This window comes from Clostridium moutaii (assembly GCF_041205085.1).
Lineage (GTDB): Bacteria > Bacillota > Clostridia > Clostridiales > Clostridiaceae > Clostridium_B > Clostridium_B moutaii.
In genome coordinates this window covers 44,786-65,324 of sequence record NZ_JBGEWD010000003.1, presented here as the reverse complement: position 1 = coordinate 65,324, position 20,539 = coordinate 44,786, and the positions used below count along the sequence as shown (strand labels likewise).

Below are 20,539 nucleotides of genomic sequence, written 5' to 3'. Positions count from 1 at the left end.
AAATAACTATCTTTCATTTCCTAAAAAGCAAAGTGCAAGCATTCCATTTCCACAATGAGTAGCCATTCCAAGCCCCAAAGTATTTATAATAAACTTGTTATTGTGAAATTCTTTTTCCATTATTTTTTTCAATAAATTTGCATCTTCCAAACAATCACCGTGAGAAATACCTATTACCTGATTCTCAGTACTTATTGCCCTTTCCCTGAATCTATCTACTAAATATTTAATACCTTTTCTTCTTCCCCTCACATTAGCCATATTTTTAAGGGATCCATCCTGAGAAATATATATAATTGGCTTTACATCTAAAAGAGTTCCTATAACTGCCTTGGATGAAGATATCCTCCCACCTCTTTTTAAATGTTTTAAATCTTCCACCATGAACCAATGATTTACCTTTAGTTTGTTCTCATTTAACCACTTGACAATTTCATCTCTGCTTCGGCCTTCTTTTGCCATTTTATAAGCAAAATATACTAAAAGTCCAAGCCCTATAGAAGCGTCCTTGCTGTCTATTACGGTTATATCTGCATCCTTAAATTCGTTGATTACTGCTTCTCTCGCCAGTTTTGAACTGTTAAAGGTACCACTTACAGCCGAAGACATTCCAATATATATTATCGGTCTTTTTTCTTCTAATAATTTTTTAAATTTTTCAGTAAATCTATATTCATTTATCTGGGATGTATATGGCATTTCTCCATTTCTTAAACCGTTGTAAAATTCTTCATAACTTAAGGATTTTCCAAAATCATCTTCATAATCTTTACCTTTAAAGTGACATATCAAACCCAAAAATGGAATATTGTTTTCTAATATAAAGCTTCCTGGCAAATCACATCCTGCATCAGTCATAATTATAGGTTTCGTCATGAGCATCTCCCCCAACGTAAAATAGGATTAATTTTAAGCACTATAGTAAACATTATACAATACTTTGTCAACTTCACAAATTAATATATTATAAACAAATAATAGCATAAATATCTTAATGTTATTATAACAAAAATACCATTTATTTGCCATACTTACTAGGGGGTTACAATAAATACACTGAAGCCTTCTAAATTCTAAAATAATCAACTCCTGCACTAAATAATTTCTGATCCTTGCTGCCTGGAATATTTTTCATAATATTCTTTCCAATTCTTTCTGAATGAGCCATTTTACCAAGTATTCTTCCATCCGGACTGGTTATTCCCTCTACAGCATAATAGGATCCGTTGGGATTAAACCTTATGTCATAGGATGGTTCTCCATTAAAATCTACATATTGAGTTGCTATCTGGCCTTTGTTTTTCAACTCTTCCATTACAGCATCACCTGCCATAAATCTTCCCTCTCCATGAGAAACTGCTATAGAATGCATATCACCTACGGACACATTATTAAACCAAGGAGACAAATCAGAAATTATTTTAGTATTCACTATACGTGACACATGTCTTCCTATTTTATTGTAGGTAAGGGTTGGATAACATTCCTCTATATCTCTTATTTCTCCAAAAGGTAGAAGTCCCAATTTTATAAGTGCCTGGAACCCATTGCATATTCCAAGTATCAATCCGTCCCTGTTATTTAAAAATTTCATTACAGCATCTTCTATTTTCGGATTTCTAAAAAATGCAGCAATAAATTTTCCAGAACCATCTGGCTCATCCCCTGCGCTGAATCCCCCAGGGATCATAATTATTTGAGATGAATTTATCCCATTTACCACAGCATCTACAGACTCTTCTATCTCATTCCGTCTTAAATTTCTAATTATGACAGTTTCCACTTCTGCTCCTGCCTTCTTAAAAGCTCTTGCTGAATCATATTCACAATTAGTTCCCGGGAATACAGGAATAATTACTTTTGGAGAAACAGTTTTTACAATTGGAGAAATTTTAGACTTCTTATTGAAATAATTCAATTTTATTTTTTTATCTTCCACATAAGCCTGTGTTGGGAAAACATTCTCCAGACTTTCCTTCCATGAGTTTTCCATATCTAAAATAGATATTTTAACTCCAGCTATATCTATAGATTCTTCTTTTTGAGTAGTTCCCATAACCACATAATCAATTTCCTTGAAATATTCTTTAAAATCTTTCTCAGAATCTACTTCTACTATTATAGAACCATAATCTGGTGAAAACAGATGTAATTTGCTTATGTCATCTACAAATTTTAAACCGATTCTATTTCCAAAACTCATTTTACTTACAGCTTCACATATTCCACCTTTTCCTACAGTATGGGCAGACAATATTTTACCCTCTTTTATCATACAGTTTATAATTCTGTAATTTTCCTTTATCTTTGGAAAATCCGGGAGTTGAAAATTATTTCTAAGTGCCGGTATAAGTATTACATAATTTCCATATCCCTTAAACTCGGGAGATATAAGTTTATCTGCTTCTCCTGTGGTAACTGCGAATGAAACCAGTGCCGGCGGTACATTCATATCCTTAAAGCTTCCAGACATGCTGTCTTTTCCGCCTATAGCTGCTATCTGAAGTTTTTCCTGGGCATATAACGCACCAAGTAATGCTGAAAGAGGTTTTCCCCATTTGAAAGGATCCCTTTCCAGTCTTTCAAAATACTCTTGAAAAGTCAATTTTATATTATCTAACTCTCCACCTGAAGCTGCAATTTTAGATACAGATTCCAATACTGCATATACTGCGCCATGAAAAGGACTCCATTTTGCTATACCCGGATTATATCCAAAACTCATCACTGTAGCTGTGTTGGTGTCCCCATTTAAAACTGGTAATTTTGCGGCCATAGATTCTATAGGCGTATCCTGATATTTCCCTCCAAATGGCATAAATACGGTAGAAGCACCTATTGTACTGTCAAATCTCTCCACCAATCCTTTTTGGCTGCATACATTTAAGTCCCGCAACATTTCAATCCATGACTTTACAATATGTTCACCATCCATACTTTTGCCTTCTCTGTTGCTTTTAAAATAGTCATTATCCTCTGGACATTTCACCTTAACATCTATTTTTGCTCTCACTCCGTTGGTGTCTAAAAATTTTCTGCTTAGATCTACAATACAGTTTTTCTTCCAGAACATCCTCAATCTTTTATCTTCTGTAACATCTGCTACTTTAGTGGCTTCTAAATTTTCTTCTCTGGCATATTTTATAAAACTTTCCTCATCTTTCTTTGATACAACCACTGCCATACGTTCCTGAGACTCGGATATTGCAAGTTCGGTTCCATCCAGTCCCTCATACTTTTTGGGAACTAAATCCAGGTTTATTTCAAGTCCTTCAGTAAGCTCTCCTATAGCTACAGAAACACCTCCAGCTCCAAAATCATTACATCTTTTAATAATTTTACTGACCTTTTCTTTTCTGAACAATCTTTGTATTTTTCTTTCAGTAACCGGATTACCTTTCTGAACCTCAGCTCCTGAAGTCAATATTGAAGTTTCTGTATGTTTTTTAGAAGATCCCGTTGCTCCACCACATCCGTCTCTTCCGGTCTTTCCTCCTAAAAGTATTATTACATCAGATACATCTGGTTCTTCCCTCTTTACATTTTCAAGAGGTGCTGCGCCTATAACAGCTCCTATCTCCATTCTCTTTGCCACATAATTTTCATCGTATATTTCAGAAACCATTCCCGTTGCAAGACCTATTTGATTTCCATAGGAGCTATATCCCTGTGCTGCCCCTATAGTTATCTTTTTCTGGGGTAATTTCCCCTTTAAAGTATTTTCTACTTTAACTCTTGGATCTCCGCTTCCTGTAACCCTCATTGCCTGATAAACATAAGACCTGCCTGACAGTGGATCACGTATTGCCCCTCCAAGACAAGTTGCCGCTCCACCAAAAGGTTCAATCTCAGTTGGGTGATTGTGTGTTTCATTTTTAAACATCACCAGCCATTTTTCGGTTTTATCATTTATATCTGCATCTACAACTATACTGCAGGCATTTATCTCCTCTGATTCATCTAAATCCTTTAATTTTCCACTTTTCTTAAGCTTCTTCATTCCAATGGTGGCTATGTCCATAAGACACTTTGGTTTTTTAGTTTTCTTATATATTTCATCCCTTGATCTTAAATAATATTCATAAGCTTTTTTTATAGGGAGGGAAAGTTTTCCTTCTTCAATGGATACAGTATTTAACTCAGTAGTGAAAGTAGTGTGCCTACAATGATCAGACCAATAGGTATCTATTACTTTAATTTCAGTTATAGTTGGATTTCTTCTCTCCTCTTCTTTAAAATATCTCTGGCAAAAAATCAGATCCTCAAGGCTCATGGCCAGACCTTTTAAATTTATGAATTCCTTCAAATCACTCCTGCTCATTCCTATAAATTCATCTAATATTTCCACACTATCTGGTACATCCAATTTTTCATTTAGACAATTTACTTTTTCAAGAGAAGCTTCCCTTGAATCCACCGGGTTTATACAATAATTTTTTATTTTCAAAAATTCTTCATTGGATATATCGCCATAGATAATATATACTTTTGAAGATATAACACGGATTTTATCGCTCTGGGTTAATATTTGAATACACTGGGATGCAGAATCAGCTCTTTGATCATATTGTCCCGGAAGATATTCTACAGCAAAAACTCTTGTATTATCATCCATAGGTAAATCTTCTTCATATATTTTGTCTACAGTTTTTTCGGAAAATATTATGTATTTTGATTTTTCATATTCCCCGTCATTGATACCTTCCATGTCATAACGGTTTACTATCCTTATATTCTCCAATCCGTGAATATTAAGACTTTCTTTAAGATCTTTAAAAAGTCCCTGGGCTTCTATGTCAAATCCTCTTTTTTTCTCTGCAAACAGCCTTCTAACACTCATTGTACTCTCCCCTTGTTTCTTATTTTTTTCGAACGTTTATAGTGTTTTTATAAAAATTATTCGTAGATATTATACCACAGATATATGCCTTTGTGAATAATATATATAAAACTCAATGTTATTTAATTTCTATCCCCTATGACTGCCTACCATTGCTAACACCCAACTTTGTAAAGCGGTGGATAATGAGCACTGCTACCGTTCCCCTGATAAGTTCCTCCAAGATGCGGTACGAAACGGGCAGAACTCCACCGCACCCTAGGATCACTTGATATAAAGTATTTCCTTTACGTTTCTACCTAACGCCCGGGAGCTATTATAAGAATATTTTCTTTCAGGAACTATTCCACTGACTATATGTCCTGTACTCATAATGATTTTTGTCTCATCGCCTTGTTCACAATCCTTTAAATTAATGCCTCTTAAAAATATCTTCACTGCTTTTTTGTTATTGAAAAAACACATGTTTTCCACTTCAATTAGACTTCCTTTTTTTATCATATAAAACCAACCTCGCTATATTTTTAATAAATTGTATGCATAAAGACCTTGAAATATCATCATTTTAAAAAAAATACTGTCCACAAATATGTGGACAGTTTAATTGGTAATATATATTATTTTTTTAATTACTTATACAGGGGAAATTTATTACATAAATCAACTACCTCTTCTTTAAGTTCAGACAAATCCTTATGTCTGTTTTCTACAGCTGTATTTATAAAATAAGCTATTTTTTTCATTTCCTGTTCTTTAAAACCTCTGGTAGTCACTGCGGGCGTACCTACTCTAATTCCACTTGTAGTATTTGGCCCCAATTTATCAAAAGGTATTGCGTTTTTATTTACAGTTATATTTACAGTATCCAAAAGTTCCTCTAGATCTTTTCCTGTAATGTTTTTATCAGTAAGATCCACTAAAATAAGGTGGTTGTCCGTTCCTCCGCTTACAATTCTGAACCCGCACCTTGCAAGTTCTTCTGCTAAAACCTTAGCATTTTTAACTACTTGATCTATATACTGTTTATACTCATCTGTCAATGCCTCACCAAAGCAGACTGCCTTACCTGCAATAACATGCATCAAAGGTCCTCCCTGTATACCTGGGAATATGGTCTTATCAAGAGCAGCTCCATATTTTTCTTTGCATATTATAGCCCCTCCCCTAGGTCCTCTTAATGTCTTATGTGTAGTAGTAGTAACAAAATCCGCATAGGGTACAGGCGAAATATGTTTTCCTGTTGCAACCAGTCCTGCAATATGGGCCATATCTACCATCATATAGGCTCCAACTTCATCACATATATCTTTTATTCTTTTAAAGTCTATTTCTCTTGAATAGGCACTTGCCCCTGAAACTATCATCCTGGGTTTATGTTTAAGTGCCAGTTCTCTAATCTGATGATAGTCAATCCTCTCTGTATCAATATTTAATCCATAGGGAATAAAATTATATAATTTCCCTGAAAAACTTACCTTGCTTCCATGAGTTAAATGACCTCCATCACTTAGACTCATGCCAAGAACTGTATCTCCAGGCTTTAAAACTGACATGTAAACTGCCATATTTGCCTGAGAGCCTGAGTGAGGCTGTACATTTATATGTTCTCCTCCAAAAAGTTCTTTCATTCTATCTCTTGCCAAATTCTCAACTTTATCTACTACGTAACATCCTCCATAATATCTTTTTCCAGGATATCCTTCTGCATACTTATTAGTTAAAAAAGAACCCATTGCCTCCATTACAGCCTTACTGGTAAAATTCTCTGAAGCAATGAGCTCTATGCCATTTTCCTGTCTATATTCTTCCTCTCTAATTATTTCATAAACAGCCTTGTCCCCATTTTTTAATTCACTAAAATCCATTCATTACTCACTCCCTTTAAAATTATTTTGTACCCAGTATTTTATTTGATAAATAAACTATACTGAACCTATTTAACATTACTAATATATTACTTTATAACTTGAATTTACACAAGCATATCAAAATATTTTTAATATTTCCTGTAGCAAATGTGTATGATATAATAATTTAGTGATTTATTTTAATATAGGGAGATCAAATATGGATATTAACAGAATAGTTAATTTAGCTGCCTATGCAGGAAAAATAATGCTGGAAAGTGGTGCTGAAATATACAGAGTGGAAGAAACCATAATTAGAATGAGCAATAATTATAATATAGCTAACATAGATGCATTTGTAACTTTAAACATAATTATAATCTCTGCTTCAGATGAATATGGTCAAACCATATCAGTTATAAAAAGAGTAAAACAGAGAACTTTAAACTTAGAAAAGATATCTCAGGTGAATAATATTTCAAGACATATAAAGGATGAGGCCTACACTTTGGATGAAATGGAAAATAAATTATCCAAAATACAACATTCTAAACCATACGACACAAAGACAGTTATATTATTTTCTGGAATAGCTGTAGCTTTCTTTTCTCTTGTATTTGGGGGCAACCTAAAGGACTTTGCAGTGTCATTTGCCATAGGATGCATTCTGAGTCTTACCTCTAAATCTTTAAGTCTTCTTCAGGCAAATGATTTTTTTATAAATATAGTATGTGGTGCCCTTACCACTTTAATAGCACTGATGAGCGTCCATTTTAATATAGGTTCTCATACTGATACTATAATAATAAGTTCCATTATGCTTTTGGTACCTGGTCTTTCAATAACTAATGCCATAAGAGATACCATAGCCGGTGATTTGATATCCGGTATTTCAAGGGGAATTGAAGCATTTTTAGTAGCCATTGCCATTGCAGTAGGCACAGGAGTTATAATGCGATTATGGATTGTTCTGGGGGGAAATTGATTATGATAATAAACTCTATATATATTTTAATTGCCACTTTATGTTTTGGCATAATTGGCAATGTACGTGGAAAAAATTTGATATTCTCATCCTTAGGCGGCGGCATGACATGGTTTTTGTATCTAGTTTCTTCTCACTATATAGGTTTCTCCAGTATACTATGCTTTTTTATAGCTTCAGTATTTGCATCCACTTATTCTGAAATAATGGCCCGGATTCTAAAAACTCCAGTTACCACTTTTATCATAGGTGCAATTATACCATTGGTTCCAGGAGGGAGTATGTATAACGCCATGCTGCAATATGTACAGGGCAATATAAATCAGTCTCTTTCTATTGCTTTTAAAACACTAGCTATTGCAGGCTCCATAGCTGTAGGCATATTTTTCATATCCTCAGTATTCAAAGCATCTGTGCTTTTTAACAGGAAATTCTTTAAACATAAGCAGATTTAATAAGCCATATACTATAAAATAAATTTTTTTATAACTTCTCCTATGGCACCATTATTATTATCATTTTCTGTAATATAGTCTGCAGATGTTTTCAATATTTGACGTGCGTTGTTTACAGCTACTCCAAGTCCTGCAATTTTAATCATACTTTCATCATTTTCATCATTTCCCACAGCTATACATTCACTGGCAGATACTTTATAGTAATCTGCTAAAATTTTCAATCCATTTCCCTTGGAAACTTCTTTATTAATTATTTCAATATTGTTAATACTTGATTTTGTTGTGCCTATTTTAGGAATATCATCTATTTTTCTTCTCAATCTTGTTAGATAATTTACATCGGGATCCACCACTACTAACTTGTTTATATTATCCCTAGTATCTTTTATAAGCTTTTTAGAGTCCGGTATAATTCTTATCTCCATTCTAAATTTTTTATCTATTTTTCTATTAAATTTATAAAATTTCTCTGTGGAGTATTTAAATTGTTCACAATAAAGTACGTTGTCATCATAAAAATGATAATAAGTATCTTTTTCTTCTCTTAAAATGTCTATAACTTTTAAAACTTCACTTTTATCCATGGGGGTAGACTTAATGATATCTTTATTTTCATCTAATACGAGAGCCCCATTACAGCATATCATAGGTTGGTTTTCAAACAATGGGTGAGAGTAAAATTTCAATGATTCAGGCAATCTTCCCGTGGACATTACAAATTTTACCCCTAACTTGCTTGCCCTGAGTATCATCTCTTTATTGTATGCAGATATAAATTTTTCATCATTTAACAGCGTACCGTCCATATCCATGGCAATAATTTTATAATTCATATATAACACTCCAATTTTATACTTTATTTTTGCAGTTATTGTATTTAAATAATTATCCTGTTGCAAGGTATAAACTTTAAATTAAAAACATAAATTTTATTTATAATACTCTATAGAAGGTGATATGATGAAAAAACTTTTCCCACTTTTAAGTACCATATTAATTATTATCTTTTCTTTTATAGCATGTAATTATAAATTAGATAATACAATACTTTCTTACAAGAAACCAAATAATTTTTATTATACAAATTTACTTGCCCAGAATTTAGCTTTATCTTCCCCTAAAAAATGTATTATAGAAGAAAGTAATTTTCATGATGAAACAGATTTAAAAGAAAAAAATATTTCAGATATAAAAAGCATGCTGAAGATTCTTAAAAAAAATAATTTTATAGATAGGCCAAAAGATCTTCCCAATAGAACTGCCTATAAAATCACTTTTACCTTTAATAAGGAAAAACTGATTATAAACGTATATAATGAAAAATATCTGTCCATTTATCCCTGGGATGGGAATTATCCTATGGACTATATAGATATGAGTAAAATTCCAATATCTTTAAACCTATACTATCTGGGTAAATACATTTTTAAGAATTATTAAATCTATTATTTTTAAATTTTATATTATTGTATCACAGCTGTATCAATATACATATATTATAAATGTATAAATGTAATGAAAGGTGAGCGAAATGTTCATTTGTCCTTATTTTGCATATAGATGTTCTTATAGAATGCCTGAAATCAATCCTGTTTCCTATATAAGGTTTTTAAACGCCAGCCCCAATTCTCCTGCAGTAGATGTATATTTAAATGAACGTCTACTATTTAAAAATCTAGCCTATAAATCCTTTTCCGATTATGTAAATATACCTCATGGGACTTACAACATAAGAGTATTTCCAACCGGAAGTGCTGAAAATCCAATTATAGACAAAAGCTTATTCATACCAGCTGAAAAAATATTTACTATTGCTGCTGTAGACAATTACCCAAATATAAATCTATTACCTATAGAAGATATACGCCGTCCTAAAATCCCCAATAGAGCACTTATAAGATTTGTAAACCTAACTTCTGATTCTTCCAGTCTAGATCTGGGATTATCCAATGGAAATATACTTTTCCCAAATGTATCTTATAAAGAAGTCACTCAATATATACCTATGACACCTGGCGTATATACTATGGAAATCAACACTTCTCACTCTCATAACAGGGTTCTCCATGTACCTAATGTGCGATTAGCTCCTAATAGATTTTATAGCATATATTCCGTGGGGAACTTATCAAGTTCTCCTGAAATTCAAGCATTAATTCCTCTTGACGGCAACAGTTATCTTGAATTTTAACTTCATATAAAGCACTTCATTTTTAAAGGGACCTGTTTGAAAATACAGGTCCCTGCAATAAAATCAATATCCCAATTCCTGATTTACTATTATGACTTTTATCCTACCTTTGTGGTTCTGTCTTTTTATCAATGTATATTCATTACATATTCTGCCGCTGCTGCTGCAATCCACGCAATACCCCAATTTAGCACATGGATTGTCCGCATTTAATCTTTTAACGTTTGCAGGCGCTGAACAATATTTAACTCTATTTACAGCTTCATGTAAACTTGATACAATTTTATTTACACCTGCAATTACTATTACCTTATCAGGTCCGTACAACATGGCAGCCACTCTATTTCCATTTCCATCTACATTATAAAGTTCTCCATCTTCAGTTAAGGCATTTGTACTTACTATATAATCATCCGCTAAAAAACTCTTTCTAAAAATCTCTTTTATGCCTTCAGGTTTTAAATCTTTAGCATATCTGTCTAAAAACTTATAATTTCCATTTCTTAAAAAATCAATTACACCTGTTTCAAAAAGAGACATGGATCCTCCCACAGAAACCGTGTCCCCCTCTTTTAAGATTTCGCTAAGCTTGTCTATAACTTCTTTCTTGCTATCTACAAAATAAGCTTCCATATTGTTTCTTTCTAAATTTTCCATAGTCTTCTTAACCCTCTGGGCAACTACCCATTTCGCATTTTCATCCATAATATTACCCCCTATATTAAAATTCAAATAGGATTTTACTCCTAAATCTTCACATTACCAATATATATTATATCACAAAGTTCTGACTAGTCACCTTATCTTGGCTTGAAATTCCACTGTAAAAACATTGTAAATAATCTTTTGTTATAGTAAAATTATAAGAAGATTGTTACGTTAATTTGGTATAATTATATAAATACGAGGAGAAATAAAATGAAAAAAGGTGATAAAATAGCTGCAATAGCAATATTGATTCTAATAATATCAAGTTTCATTGGAGTTTTTTCATACAAACTATATGTTAAAGGTTATCATAAAATAGCAGTAATAAAACAGGATGGCAAAATCATAAATACCATAGATTTAGATAAAGTAAAGGGTAAACAACAGTTTAGAATAAAGTACGATACCTCTCATTTTAATTTAGTAGAAGTTGAAAAAGGTAAAATACGAATAGTAGATGCAGATTGCCCTGACAAAATCTGCGTAAAAACTGGTTGGATATCAGAACCTGGTGGAAGCATTGTGTGTCTTCCCCACAAACTTATAATTAATATACAGGGAAACAACTCAAAATATGATGAACTTTCAAGTTAAAATCCATATGAATTTAGAAGCAAAGGTGCAAGTATGAGTAAAGTAAAAAAAATGGTTTTCTTAAGTTTTCTAGTTGGTATAGCTTTAGTTATATATATAATAGAGTCTCAAATTCCTGTTTTATTTCCAGGAATAAAGCTTGGGCTTGCAAATACAGTTTCCCTGGCCACATTAATACTTCTCGGCTGGAAAGAGGCCCTAACCGTAATGTTCTTAAGAACACTCCTAGGCTCAATGTTCGGTGGAACAATGTCAGCTTTTTTGTTCAGTATAGCAGGAGGAATCCTAAGCAATATAGTGATGATTATCTTATACAAATATTTCAGAAATTCTCTTAGCCTATCTACCATAAGCATATGCGGATCAATATTCCACAATATTGGACAATTACTAGTAGCCTCCATTATAATCCAGGATTTTAGAATATACGTTTATCTGCCTGTGCTTTTGATCTCCGCCATAATTACTGGATACTTTATAGGATGGTGTACCAAGTTCTTAATTAATAACTTGTATAAAATCCCTATGTTCAAAAATTTAAACGATTAGATTTTGTACATACCTATAATTAAGAGTTATGGCCGATTTTCAGTGAATACCGAAAATCCTCATTCACTATTCGCTGTTAGTTCTTAACTCAAAAGAGGTTGTCTCAAAATTTATTTTGAGACAACCTCTTTTATAGTTTAATTTTTTTCATAAACAATATTATACATTTGCTGCAGCTTCTTTTTTGCTCTGTTCCTGTAAGTCTATGCCGCTTACAACAGCCTTAATAGCCCCTGTAGGACATTTAGCTAGACAAGTAGCCTCGCTGCATTTTTCTGTGCAAATATGATGATCTATTACTACTGCTAAATTGTTCTCAACCTTAAGGGCACCATGTGGACAGTTTTTCACACACAGACCACAGCCAAGACATCCTACGCTGCATGCTTTACGTACAGCTCCACCCTTATCCTTGGAATTACAGTTAACCATAACCTTTGAACCCACAGGTCTGAATCCAATTACTTGTTTTGGACATGCGCTGGCACAAGTTCCACAACCTGTACATTTTTCCATATCAATTATTGGCAGACCCTTTGATCCCATAGCCATAGCACCAAAAGGACAACTCTTTACACAAGTTCCAAAACCCAGGCATCCATACTGACAGGCTTTAGGTCCTCCCTGAAGTAAATTTGCCGCAGTGCAGTCTTTTATTCCTTTATAGTCATATTTTCTAACTGATTTTGTACAATCACCACCACATCTTACATGGGCAACTCTAGGTTCAATAGCTGGAGCAGATTTACCAGTTAGCTTTGCCACTTGTTCTGCAACTGCTGCTTTACCCGGGACACAAAGATTTGGAGGAACGCTCTCGTCTAGCACAACTGCTTCTGCATAAGCTTTACATCCTGCAAATCCACAGCCTCCACATTGTCCTTTAGGAAGTATATCTTCTACAAGTTCTACAAGTGGATTTACTTCCATAGCAAACCTCTTGTTTACGTAAGCTAAAACAAGTCCAAACACACAACCTATAATAGTCATTACGATTACGACCATAATTGCAGTATACATATATCATAATCTCCTTTCTATAGAGAAATCATACCTGAAAAGCCCAAGAATGACAGGGCTAACATTCCAGCCAGTATAAAAGCTACTCCAAGCCCTTCCAACGGTTTAGGTACATCTGCTAATCTCAATTTTTCCCTAAGGCTTGCCATTAAAATTATAGCCATGGCAAATCCTAACCCAGATCCTATAGAATTAACTACACTTTCTAAAAAATTAAAGTTGGAATCAGCATTTAAAAGAGGCACAGCAAGTACAATACAGTTTGTAGCTATTAAAAGAAGATATATTCCCCACATATTATACAATGCAGGAGCCTGCTTTTTAATAATAGTTTCCAAAAGTTGTACGAAACTTGCTATAAGAAGTACAAATACAACTGTTCTTAAAAATGTTAGATTAAAAGGTACAAGCACAAAATGATATACTACCCATGCAAGCATTGAACTCAATGTTATAACAGAAGTAACGGCCATACCCATACCCACTGAAGCATTTAAGTTTTTAGAAACTCCAAAGAATATACAAAGACCCAGAAATCTTGTCAAAACATAATTATTTACAATTACCGCACTTATAAAAAGAGTAAAATAAGCAGCCATTATACTTCACCTCCATTTGCCTTTTCTAGTTTGGCGATTTTAATTTCTTCTACATGTTGGTTATAAACTTTTACTATAGCAACCAAATAGCCTATAAGTATAAATGCTCCCGGAGGAAGAATCATAATCATCATCGGATTATAGGAAGCCCACATTACATGTATACCAAATATGGTACCAGAACCAAATAATTCACGTATTATACCTATTACAAGAAGTGCCAGCGTAAACCCACATCCCATGCCGAGTCCATCAAGGAAAGATGGTATTACTGGATTTTTAGATGCGAACACTTCTGCACGGGCAAGTATTATGGCAAATACAACTACAAGTGCCAGATAAATACCTAGCTGTTTATAAAGTAAGGGTGCATAGGCCTGCATTATAAGCTCAACTGCTGTAACTATTGTTGCTATACAGGTAATGTACACAGGTACACGAACCTTAGGATTTACAACATTTTTAATTATAGACACTACAGTATTATTACAGGTTATAACAAATAAAACACAAAGTCCCATTGTAAGTCCGTTTAAAGCTGTGCTGGTAGTAGCCAGTGCCGGACATAAACTAAGGGCTAGAACAAATATAGGATTTTCTGCAATTAATCCTTTTTTAAATACATTCCATAACTTCATATCTACTTACCTCCCGTAAACGTAGTAACCTGTTGAACTGCTTCTTTAACCCCTTTAGTTACAGCTCTTGAGGTAATTGTAGCTCCAGTCATAGCCTGGATATTTTTCTTATTGGATTTATCTTTTGTAACTGTCAAATCATCAGATTTTTTATCTTTGAACTGTCCTCTAAAGGAATCCTGGGAAGCATTAGCTCCAAGCCCTGGAGTTTCATTGTGGGATATAATATTAAAGTCTATGACTTTTCCATCTGGAGTAACTGCTACCAGCATATTTATATCTCCACCATATCCTTTGGTTACAGCAGGTACTACATAAGCAATTGTCTTATTCCCCTTTTGAGCCGAATACCAATCTTTCTTACCGCTTACAGCCTTAAAGTTATCTGCATTACTAACTAAAACCTTCATAGTATCATTTTTTATTTGAACCTGTTTTTGTGCTGCCACCGGTGCTGTCACATAATAAATACCAGCCAATATAATTCCGGATATAAAACATGTAATAGTCAAATTCTTAGTAATTGCGAAAATATTACTTTTATCTTTATCGTTAGCCATAAAAACCTACCTCCTTGCGCCAAATTTAACAGGTTGTGTAAATTTATCTATTAGAGGGGTAACTGCATTCATAAGCAATATGGAATAACATACTCCTTCAGGATATCCGCCTTTTAACCTTATAAGCGAAGTAAGCGCCCCTGCACCTAGAGCAAAAATAATCTGCCCTTTATTGGTCATAGGAACAGTTACCATATCCGTTGCCATAAAAAAAGCTCCAATTACAAGTCCGCCTGCCATCATATGAAAAATAGGATCTCCTGTAAAAAATCCTGCATTTCCTCCAAAAGCCCATGTAAGTATTCCTACAGTGCCTATCATCACTATAGGAATCTCCCAATTTATATATCGTTTATATATAAGAAAAATTCCTCCTAAAACAAGCAATATAGTAGAAGTTTCACCTATACTACCATTACGTGTTCCCAAAAATAATGCTTTATAAAGTGCTCCTGTGCCGCCAAAAGTTTCAACCAATTTTGAGTAGCCGTCCAATTTTAAAATTCCAAGAGGTGTGGCAGTGGTTACTACATCTACACCACTGGCAGTCAATTTTGACCAGGTAGTCATGGCTACAGGCCATGAAGCCATAAGTACCGCCCTTCCAATATGAGCAGGATTAAATATGTTGTAACCAAGGCCTCCCATGGAATGTTTAGCTATAGCTACTGCCACAAAAGATCCTACAGCCACCATATAAGCTGGAATATCTGGTGGCAAACACATAGCCAACAAAAATCCTGTTAAAAAGGCACTTCCATCTGAAATAGTTACAGGTTTTTTTCTAACCTTCTGAACAAAGTATTCTGTAACTACAGCAGAAACTATTCCAGTTACAATTACCTTTAAGGCCGGTAGTCCAAAATGATATATGCCAAAAATTGCAGCTGGGGTCAAGGCTAAATTAACACTCCACATTATTTTAGAAATAGATTCATCACAGCGAATATGCGGTGATGCTGAAACCGTAAGAACATCTTTCTTTATTTGTGTTTCCGCCATCTTTAAATCACTCCCTTATTATTTTAAAACTTTTTCTTTCTCTTTCTCCTTAGCTGCCTTAGCCTTTTCCCTAGCTGCTGCAGCTGCATTTTCAGATTTTAGATATTTAATGTATTGTACAATATTTCGTTTAGCAGGACATGTATATACACAGCTTCCACATTCTACGCAGTCTAAAAGATTATAGTCTTCTTTGGCTTCTTCATATAAATTATTTTGTCCAAGAATACTCAACATACTAGGATTCAATCCCATAGGACAGGCTTTTAAACATCGGCCACATCTTATGCAGGCTGATTCCACTCCGGTATTTACATCATTTTTAGTAAGTGCAAGTATTCCTGAAACTCCTTTTATTATAGGTACGTCAAGATTTGACTCAGCCATTCCCATCATAGGTCCACCTGAAAGTACCTTAACAGGAGTTTCTTTAAAACCCCCACAAAAATCAATAACATCTTTAAATGTGGTTCCCACTCTTACCAATAGGTTTTTAGGTTCCTTTACAGCACCTCCACTTACAGTTGTAATTCTCTGTATAAGAGGAATGCCTCTTTCTACAGCGTCACTTACTGCAATACATGTACCTGCATTTTGGACAACTGCTCCCACATCCATAGGAAGACCTCCTGATGGTACTTCCCTACCTGTTAAAACATTTATAAGCATTTTTTCAGCACCTTGAGGATATTTAGTTGGAAGACCAACAACTTGTACATTAGTTCCCTGAAAAGCCTTTTTCATATTTTCAATAGCATCTTTTTTATTATCCTCAATACCCACAAATCCTTTTTCCACTTTCAAAACCTTCATAATAATTTTAACACCTGATACTATTCTATCAGCATATTCCAGCATTGATCTATAGTCGGAAGTTAAATAAGGTTCGCATTCAGCCCCATTCAAAATAAAAACATCTATATTCTTATTTGGCGGTGGTGAAAGCTTTACATGGACTGGGAAAGTTGCTCCTCCCATTCCTACAATACCTGCTTCTCTTATTATGCCTATTATGTCTTTTTCAGTTAAGTCACTCCAATTACGTGAAATTGGTATACCTTCCACCCATTCATCCTTTCCGTCATTTTCAATGACTATGGATAAACATTTTCCAAAAGACGGATGTGGATATTCAGTCACATCTACAACTTTTCCAGAAACAGATGAATGCACATTGGCTGAAACAAAAGCATCACTCTTTGCAATAAGCTGCCCCTTTTTTACTTCATCTCCCTTTTTTACTATAGGAGATGTAGGTGCCCCAATATGTTGCCTTACAGGTATATACACCTTGTCAGGCACAGGTGCTTTTTCTATAGGCTTATTGGCTGTATACTTTTTACTATCATTAGGGTGCACTCCACCTCGAAAACTTTTTAACACTCTTTAACACCTCTTTCAATATTTTTTAATGTGAAAATATTATTTATAAAAATAGCTTATATAGCAAATTACGAATTTTATACTTCATAATTTGCTATATATCTTTATGCTCCAGTAAATATATCAAAAATCAAACATCATTAAAATAAAACACGTTTAATAACAGGTTTCATAGCATCATTTCTACTTGTAGATTTATCAAATATTTTTATATACAATAATGATATAATAAAAAGTACTGCCCCGCCTCCTATTTGAAATGCTCTTTCAGAATATCCAATACGATTTCCTATCCATGTTCCCAATAGTGCGCCTATAAAGATTGCAATAAGTGGCAAAATATATACAATAAAAGCGGCTTTTAACATATTTCTCTCTTTTACTTCAAAGATAACATGCTGTCCAGGCTTGGCTCCAACAGGATTTTTTGCATCCACTATGGTTGCATTCTCGCCTGCACACAATCCACAGCTTTTACAATCTCCATGTTTACTTGCCCTAATTTTAGCAAAATCTTGTCCTATTTCAATTACGACACCTTCTGATACCTTTTTCATTTTTGACATCTCCTTGCTCACTTGTTAGCGTTTTCACAATGTCTACCTCCCATTATTCCGTTTATAATATTATACCATAAAAATCACAAATTTGCTCTGTATTATTATTTTTTTTATAACTGTACTAATTTTGAGCAAAATATATTGTTTACAATATTGGCCTTCTTTTTTTACCCACTATGGTATTTTTTTTAAAAACACATTATAATATATTTATAATATTATAAAATTCAAAAATTTATAAGTAGATATTTTAAAAAAGTAACCATTAGGAAGGTAAATTCATGAAAAATTCTAAGAAGATCTTTTTAAAAAATATATGTGAATACTGTATGGGAAAATACATGCTCTTAAACAGCGGACCTTTAATATCATCTCTCATATGTCAATTGTGCAAATATGTAGACATGGACGTTCCTGCTATACATGGCATAATACGTATACACATAAGCGAAAATTACAGCAGAAGTTTTGCCCACTGTTTTAATATCTACAATGGCATTATTATAGATGCCTCCATATATGAATATGCTCTTACAAACAAAGCTATAAGTCATCTGTTCCCCACTTATGTATTGAGCAATGTTCCTGAGCATATGGATTATATAATGCATGGAGAATTAACTGTGGATTCTCAAATTAAATTCAGTGATAAATTTTTGAAAAACATACTTGAAAATATACGAAATAATACTTTTGGGCCTGTAAAAAGATTTAGCTTAATGGAAGATTCCAAAAAAGAAAATCTATTTTACTGCCGTTAAATATTACTCCCTCTACTGTAAAATTCATCAATTAAACGGCGGTTAAACTCCTGGAGGCATAATTCCAAGTGACGTGCCATCCCCATTCCTGTAATATCTAAATTCTTTCAGCCTCATTATTTTAGGATAGTCTCTGGCATACTCTTCAGGAAGGGCTATTTTATTGAGGGTATATTGTGATAAAACAGCTTTTCCTCCTAGAAAGTATATATTTTTAATCTTATTGTCTGCAATAAAATTTTGTATACATCCTATCAACATATTATCTCTTATTGTAGCTAAAGTTAATAAACTATCATTTATGTCATTTACTAAAAATATAGGGCAATCTAATTTTTTGGCCAACGTGCTGCCTGCCAGTGCATCTGCAAAATTATATCCATAGGATATAACCGCATTATTAAAGTCACCGCCTGCATATTCATTTGCTATTTTAAGGGAAGTATTATGTTTTTTTGTTCATTGTTTGTCGCCTCTAGTCTATATACGATTTTTTTTAAACATATTGTAACATTCTATTAACAGTTTGTCCATTTGTTCTGATTTATAGATAGACAAAGACATATTTCATAATATTAACTCAGAAATATGTCCTGTATGTCTAATGGGACTGCCCTTAAATTAATGACAGGTTTTAAAAAGTCCAGTCCAAAAATCTTCTTACCTTTACAGTATCAGAGGCTATTAATGAATTTTTATATATTATTTTGCCATCTTCATATATGCAGATCATACCTATCCTCTCCCCTTTATTTACTGTATAGTTTATTTTTTTAGGTTTTATAATTTTCGTCACATATTTGCATTCTTTCTTTGTGGGAATTATAACATCATTTTCATATTTCAGTTTTAAATCTTTTTTATTTACTTTTAACTCTGCAGCAATATCACCTTTTGAAAATAATTTTTTGAAATTATAATTTTTGTCTACATACTCATATATTCTACCAGTTTCTTTCCATCTCTTGGGACAATTTAAAACTACTATTATGACATCATTTCCCTGAATAGGCGCAGAAGTTATCAGACATTTTCCTGCCTTTCCCGTATACCCTGTCTTAACTCCATTTGCATCTGGAATTTCCCAGAGAATTTTATTTATATTGTGATAACTTCTGGTAAATCCCTTTTCTTTCCCATCTACATCTCTTGAACTTACAATTTCACTGAATATCGGATTCTTCTTGGCTACAGAAGTAGCCACAGCCAGATCATATGCGGTGGAATAGTGTTCTTCTCTGTCAAGTCCGTGGGGAGTTTCAAAGTGGGTATTTAATATTCCAATTTCACCGGCATACTCATTCATAAGTTTGGCAAAACCTTCTATGCTGCCTCCTATTTCCTCTGCAATGGCCACAGCTGCATCATTACCCGATCTCAGCATGAGTCCATATAAAAGTTCTCTTAAAGTTATTTCTTCTCCACTCTTGTAGCCTGCTGTGGATCCCTTTACACCAGCAGCTTTAGAAGAAATTTTTATTTTTTTATCTAATTTGCCATATTTTAATGCCACCAATGTAGTCATTACTTTAGTAGTACTTGCCATTGGAACTAACTCGTAGGCATTTTTCTCATATAGCAGAATTTTGGAATTACTATCTACTGCTACAGCGCACCTCGCATCTATATTAGGTTTTTGAAAAGATTTATCTTCATCCTGGGACAGCGCCCTATTTGGAAACATATTAAAAATAATAAAAAATATTATACTATATACAAAAATTTTTCTTGTTCTCATAATTATTGTAAATTACCCCTTTCTCTACTGAATATACTATTATGAATATTTTTTCCTTAAATAAATATATTACTATTAAAACTTATTCTAAATTAGTATATAATTT

General features: G+C 33.5%; 21 protein-coding genes and 1 pseudogene. 7 read left to right on the top strand and 15 right to left on the bottom strand.

Annotated elements, in window-relative coordinates:
• Positions 1–6: 6 nt before the first annotated feature.
• From AB8U03_RS04635 to glyA, 4 genes are all read right to left on the bottom strand, one after another.
• A complete protein-coding gene (locus AB8U03_RS04635) occupies positions 7–876 on the bottom strand; it encodes a DegV family protein (protein WP_369703384.1) in 870 nt (289 codons plus the stop codon).
• A 190-nt stretch (positions 877–1,066) separates the two neighbouring features.
• Complete coding sequence (locus tag AB8U03_RS04630) at positions 1,067–4,840, bottom strand: phosphoribosylformylglycinamidine synthase (protein ID WP_369703383.1); 3,774 nt, start codon at positions 4,838–4,840, stop codon at positions 1,067–1,069.
• Positions 4,841–5,104: 264 nt separating this feature from the next.
• Positions 5,105–5,341: a hypothetical protein gene (locus AB8U03_RS04625; protein WP_369703382.1), complete on the bottom strand. Its 237-nt coding sequence runs from the start codon at positions 5,339–5,341 to the stop codon at positions 5,105–5,107.
• A 128-nt stretch (positions 5,342–5,469) separates the two neighbouring features.
• On the bottom strand, positions 5,470–6,705 hold the full coding sequence (glyA, locus tag AB8U03_RS04620) for a serine hydroxymethyltransferase (RefSeq protein ID WP_369703381.1): 1,236 nt from the start codon (positions 6,703–6,705) through the stop codon (positions 5,470–5,472).
• A 202-nt stretch (positions 6,706–6,907) separates the two neighbouring features.
• On the opposite strand from glyA, the gene AB8U03_RS04615 reads away from it, so the two are divergent.
• Positions 6,908–7,672, top strand: coding sequence for a threonine/serine exporter family protein (locus tag AB8U03_RS04615; RefSeq protein ID WP_369703380.1), 765 nt, complete (start codon positions 6,908–6,910; stop codon positions 7,670–7,672).
• 2 nt (positions 7,673–7,674) lie between these two features.
• Positions 7,675–8,127, top strand: a complete 453-nt coding sequence (locus AB8U03_RS04610; RefSeq protein WP_369703379.1) for a threonine/serine exporter family protein — start codon at positions 7,675–7,677, stop codon at positions 8,125–8,127.
• An 11-nt stretch (positions 8,128–8,138) separates the two neighbouring features.
• On the opposite strand, the gene AB8U03_RS04605 is transcribed toward AB8U03_RS04610, so the two are convergent.
• A complete protein-coding gene (locus tag AB8U03_RS04605; protein WP_369703378.1) occupies positions 8,139–8,963 on the bottom strand; it encodes a Cof-type HAD-IIB family hydrolase in 825 nt (274 codons plus the stop codon).
• Between the two features lie 127 nt (positions 8,964–9,090).
• On the opposite strand from AB8U03_RS04605, the gene AB8U03_RS04600 reads away from it, so the two are divergent.
• Together AB8U03_RS04600 and AB8U03_RS04595 are read left to right on the top strand one after the other, a co-directional pair.
• Complete coding sequence (locus tag AB8U03_RS04600) at positions 9,091–9,570, top strand: DUF4883 family protein (protein ID WP_369703377.1); 480 nt, start codon at positions 9,091–9,093, stop codon at positions 9,568–9,570.
• A gap of 91 nt (positions 9,571–9,661) precedes the next feature.
• Entirely contained in the window at positions 9,662–10,321 is a 660-nt protein-coding gene (locus AB8U03_RS04595; protein WP_369703376.1) for a DUF4397 domain-containing protein, read from the top strand.
• 63 nt (positions 10,322–10,384) lie between these two features.
• Here AB8U03_RS04595 and AB8U03_RS04590 read toward each other — a convergent pair whose 3' ends face one another.
• Entirely contained in the window at positions 10,385–11,026 is a 642-nt protein-coding gene (locus AB8U03_RS04590; RefSeq protein ID WP_369703375.1) for a lactate utilization protein, read from the bottom strand.
• Between the two features lie 213 nt (positions 11,027–11,239).
• Between AB8U03_RS04590 and AB8U03_RS04585 the strand changes: the two genes are divergently transcribed.
• Both AB8U03_RS04585 and AB8U03_RS04580 read left to right on the top strand, forming a co-directional pair.
• Complete coding sequence (locus AB8U03_RS04585; protein ID WP_369703374.1) at positions 11,240–11,623, top strand: NusG domain II-containing protein; 384 nt, start codon at positions 11,240–11,242, stop codon at positions 11,621–11,623.
• A 33-nt stretch (positions 11,624–11,656) separates the two neighbouring features.
• Positions 11,657–12,172: a Gx transporter family protein gene (locus tag AB8U03_RS04580; protein WP_369703373.1), complete on the top strand. Its 516-nt coding sequence runs from the start codon at positions 11,657–11,659 to the stop codon at positions 12,170–12,172.
• 159 nt (positions 12,173–12,331) lie between these two features.
• Here the strand turns inward: AB8U03_RS04580 and rnfB are convergent, their stop codons facing one another.
• From rnfB to AB8U03_RS04545, 7 genes are all read right to left on the bottom strand, one after another.
• Positions 12,332–13,192, bottom strand: coding sequence for an RnfABCDGE type electron transport complex subunit B (gene rnfB / locus AB8U03_RS04575; protein WP_369703372.1), 861 nt, complete (start codon positions 13,190–13,192; stop codon positions 12,332–12,334).
• A gap of 17 nt (positions 13,193–13,209) precedes the next feature.
• Positions 13,210–13,791, bottom strand: coding sequence for an electron transport complex protein RnfA (locus AB8U03_RS04570; protein ID WP_369703371.1), 582 nt, complete (start codon positions 13,789–13,791; stop codon positions 13,210–13,212).
• Positions 13,791–14,429 (bottom strand): electron transport complex subunit RsxE, encoded by a 639-nt coding sequence (gene rsxE, locus AB8U03_RS04565; protein ID WP_369703370.1) that lies wholly within the window; start codon positions 14,427–14,429, stop codon positions 13,791–13,793. Before rsxE ends, AB8U03_RS04570 begins: the two co-directional genes overlap by 1 nt.
• 2 nt (positions 14,430–14,431) lie before the next feature.
• On the bottom strand, positions 14,432–14,989 hold the full coding sequence (locus tag AB8U03_RS04560) for an RnfABCDGE type electron transport complex subunit G (RefSeq protein ID WP_369703369.1): 558 nt from the start codon (positions 14,987–14,989) through the stop codon (positions 14,432–14,434).
• 6 nt (positions 14,990–14,995) lie between these two features.
• Positions 14,996–15,991, bottom strand: a complete 996-nt coding sequence (locus AB8U03_RS04555; RefSeq protein ID WP_369703368.1) for an RnfABCDGE type electron transport complex subunit D — start codon at positions 15,989–15,991, stop codon at positions 14,996–14,998.
• 18 nt (positions 15,992–16,009) lie between these two features.
• Positions 16,010–17,374 carry an electron transport complex subunit RsxC gene (rsxC, locus tag AB8U03_RS04550; protein ID WP_369703367.1) on the bottom strand — a complete coding sequence of 455 codons (1,365 nt, stop codon included), beginning with the start codon at positions 17,372–17,374 and terminating at the stop codon, positions 16,010–16,012.
• 140 nt (positions 17,375–17,514) lie between these two features.
• Positions 17,515–17,931: a SoxR reducing system RseC family protein gene (locus AB8U03_RS04545; RefSeq protein ID WP_369703366.1), complete on the bottom strand. Its 417-nt coding sequence runs from the start codon at positions 17,929–17,931 to the stop codon at positions 17,515–17,517.
• A 284-nt stretch (positions 17,932–18,215) separates the two neighbouring features.
• Between AB8U03_RS04545 and AB8U03_RS04540 the strand changes: the two genes are divergently transcribed.
• Complete coding sequence (locus tag AB8U03_RS04540) at positions 18,216–18,695, top strand: hypothetical protein (RefSeq protein ID WP_369703365.1); 480 nt, start codon at positions 18,216–18,218, stop codon at positions 18,693–18,695.
• Between the two features lie 42 nt (positions 18,696–18,737).
• Here the strand turns inward: AB8U03_RS04540 and AB8U03_RS04535 are convergent.
• A pseudogene (locus tag AB8U03_RS04535) lies at positions 18,738–19,130 on the bottom strand (cell wall-binding repeat-containing protein); the annotation flags it as partial.
• A 199-nt stretch (positions 19,131–19,329) separates the two neighbouring features.
• Positions 19,330–20,433, bottom strand: a complete 1,104-nt coding sequence (locus AB8U03_RS04530; protein WP_369703364.1) for a D-alanyl-D-alanine carboxypeptidase family protein — start codon at positions 20,431–20,433, stop codon at positions 19,330–19,332.
• Positions 20,434–20,539: the final 106 nt, after the last annotated feature.

What these genes read in the sequence shown, in the direction of transcription:
- AB8U03_RS04635 (WP_369703384.1), bottom strand. Translation starts at nt 876, where the DNA reads ATGACGAAACCTATAATTATGACTGATGCAGGATGTGATTTGCCAGGA.
- AB8U03_RS04630 (WP_369703383.1), bottom strand. Translation starts at nt 4,840, where the DNA reads ATGAGTGTTAGAAGGCTGTTTGCAGAGAAAAAAAGAGGATTTGACATA.
- AB8U03_RS04625 (WP_369703382.1), bottom strand. Translation starts at nt 5,341, where the DNA reads ATGATAAAAAAAGGAAGTCTAATTGAAGTGGAAAACATGTGTTTTTTC.
- glyA (WP_369703381.1), bottom strand. Translation starts at nt 6,705, where the DNA reads ATGGATTTTAGTGAATTAAAAAATGGGGACAAGGCTGTTTATGAAATA.
- AB8U03_RS04615 (WP_369703380.1), top strand. Translation starts at nt 6,908, where the DNA reads ATGGATATTAACAGAATAGTTAATTTAGCTGCCTATGCAGGAAAAATA.
- AB8U03_RS04610 (WP_369703379.1), top strand. Translation starts at nt 7,675, where the DNA reads ATGATAATAAACTCTATATATATTTTAATTGCCACTTTATGTTTTGGC.
- AB8U03_RS04605 (WP_369703378.1), bottom strand. Translation starts at nt 8,963, where the DNA reads ATGAATTATAAAATTATTGCCATGGATATGGACGGTACGCTGTTAAAT.
- AB8U03_RS04600 (WP_369703377.1), top strand. Translation starts at nt 9,091, where the DNA reads ATGAAAAAACTTTTCCCACTTTTAAGTACCATATTAATTATTATCTTT.
- AB8U03_RS04595 (WP_369703376.1), top strand. Translation starts at nt 9,662, where the DNA reads ATGTTCATTTGTCCTTATTTTGCATATAGATGTTCTTATAGAATGCCT.
- AB8U03_RS04590 (WP_369703375.1), bottom strand. Translation starts at nt 11,026, where the DNA reads ATGGATGAAAATGCGAAATGGGTAGTTGCCCAGAGGGTTAAGAAGACT.
- AB8U03_RS04585 (WP_369703374.1), top strand. Translation starts at nt 11,240, where the DNA reads ATGAAAAAAGGTGATAAAATAGCTGCAATAGCAATATTGATTCTAATA.
- AB8U03_RS04580 (WP_369703373.1), top strand. Translation starts at nt 11,657, where the DNA reads ATGAGTAAAGTAAAAAAAATGGTTTTCTTAAGTTTTCTAGTTGGTATA.
- rnfB (WP_369703372.1), bottom strand. Translation starts at nt 13,192, where the DNA reads ATGTATACTGCAATTATGGTCGTAATCGTAATGACTATTATAGGTTGT.
- AB8U03_RS04570 (WP_369703371.1), bottom strand. Translation starts at nt 13,791, where the DNA reads ATGGCTGCTTATTTTACTCTTTTTATAAGTGCGGTAATTGTAAATAAT.
- rsxE (WP_369703370.1), bottom strand. Translation starts at nt 14,429, where the DNA reads ATGAAGTTATGGAATGTATTTAAAAAAGGATTAATTGCAGAAAATCCT.
- AB8U03_RS04560 (WP_369703369.1), bottom strand. Translation starts at nt 14,989, where the DNA reads ATGGCTAACGATAAAGATAAAAGTAATATTTTCGCAATTACTAAGAAT.
- AB8U03_RS04555 (WP_369703368.1), bottom strand. Translation starts at nt 15,991, where the DNA reads ATGGCGGAAACACAAATAAAGAAAGATGTTCTTACGGTTTCAGCATCA.
- AB8U03_RS04545 (WP_369703366.1), bottom strand. Translation starts at nt 17,931, where the DNA reads ATGAAAAAGGTATCAGAAGGTGTCGTAATTGAAATAGGACAAGATTTT.
- AB8U03_RS04540 (WP_369703365.1), top strand. Translation starts at nt 18,216, where the DNA reads ATGAAAAATTCTAAGAAGATCTTTTTAAAAAATATATGTGAATACTGT.
- AB8U03_RS04530 (WP_369703364.1), bottom strand. Translation starts at nt 20,433, where the DNA reads ATGAGAACAAGAAAAATTTTTGTATATAGTATAATATTTTTTATTATT.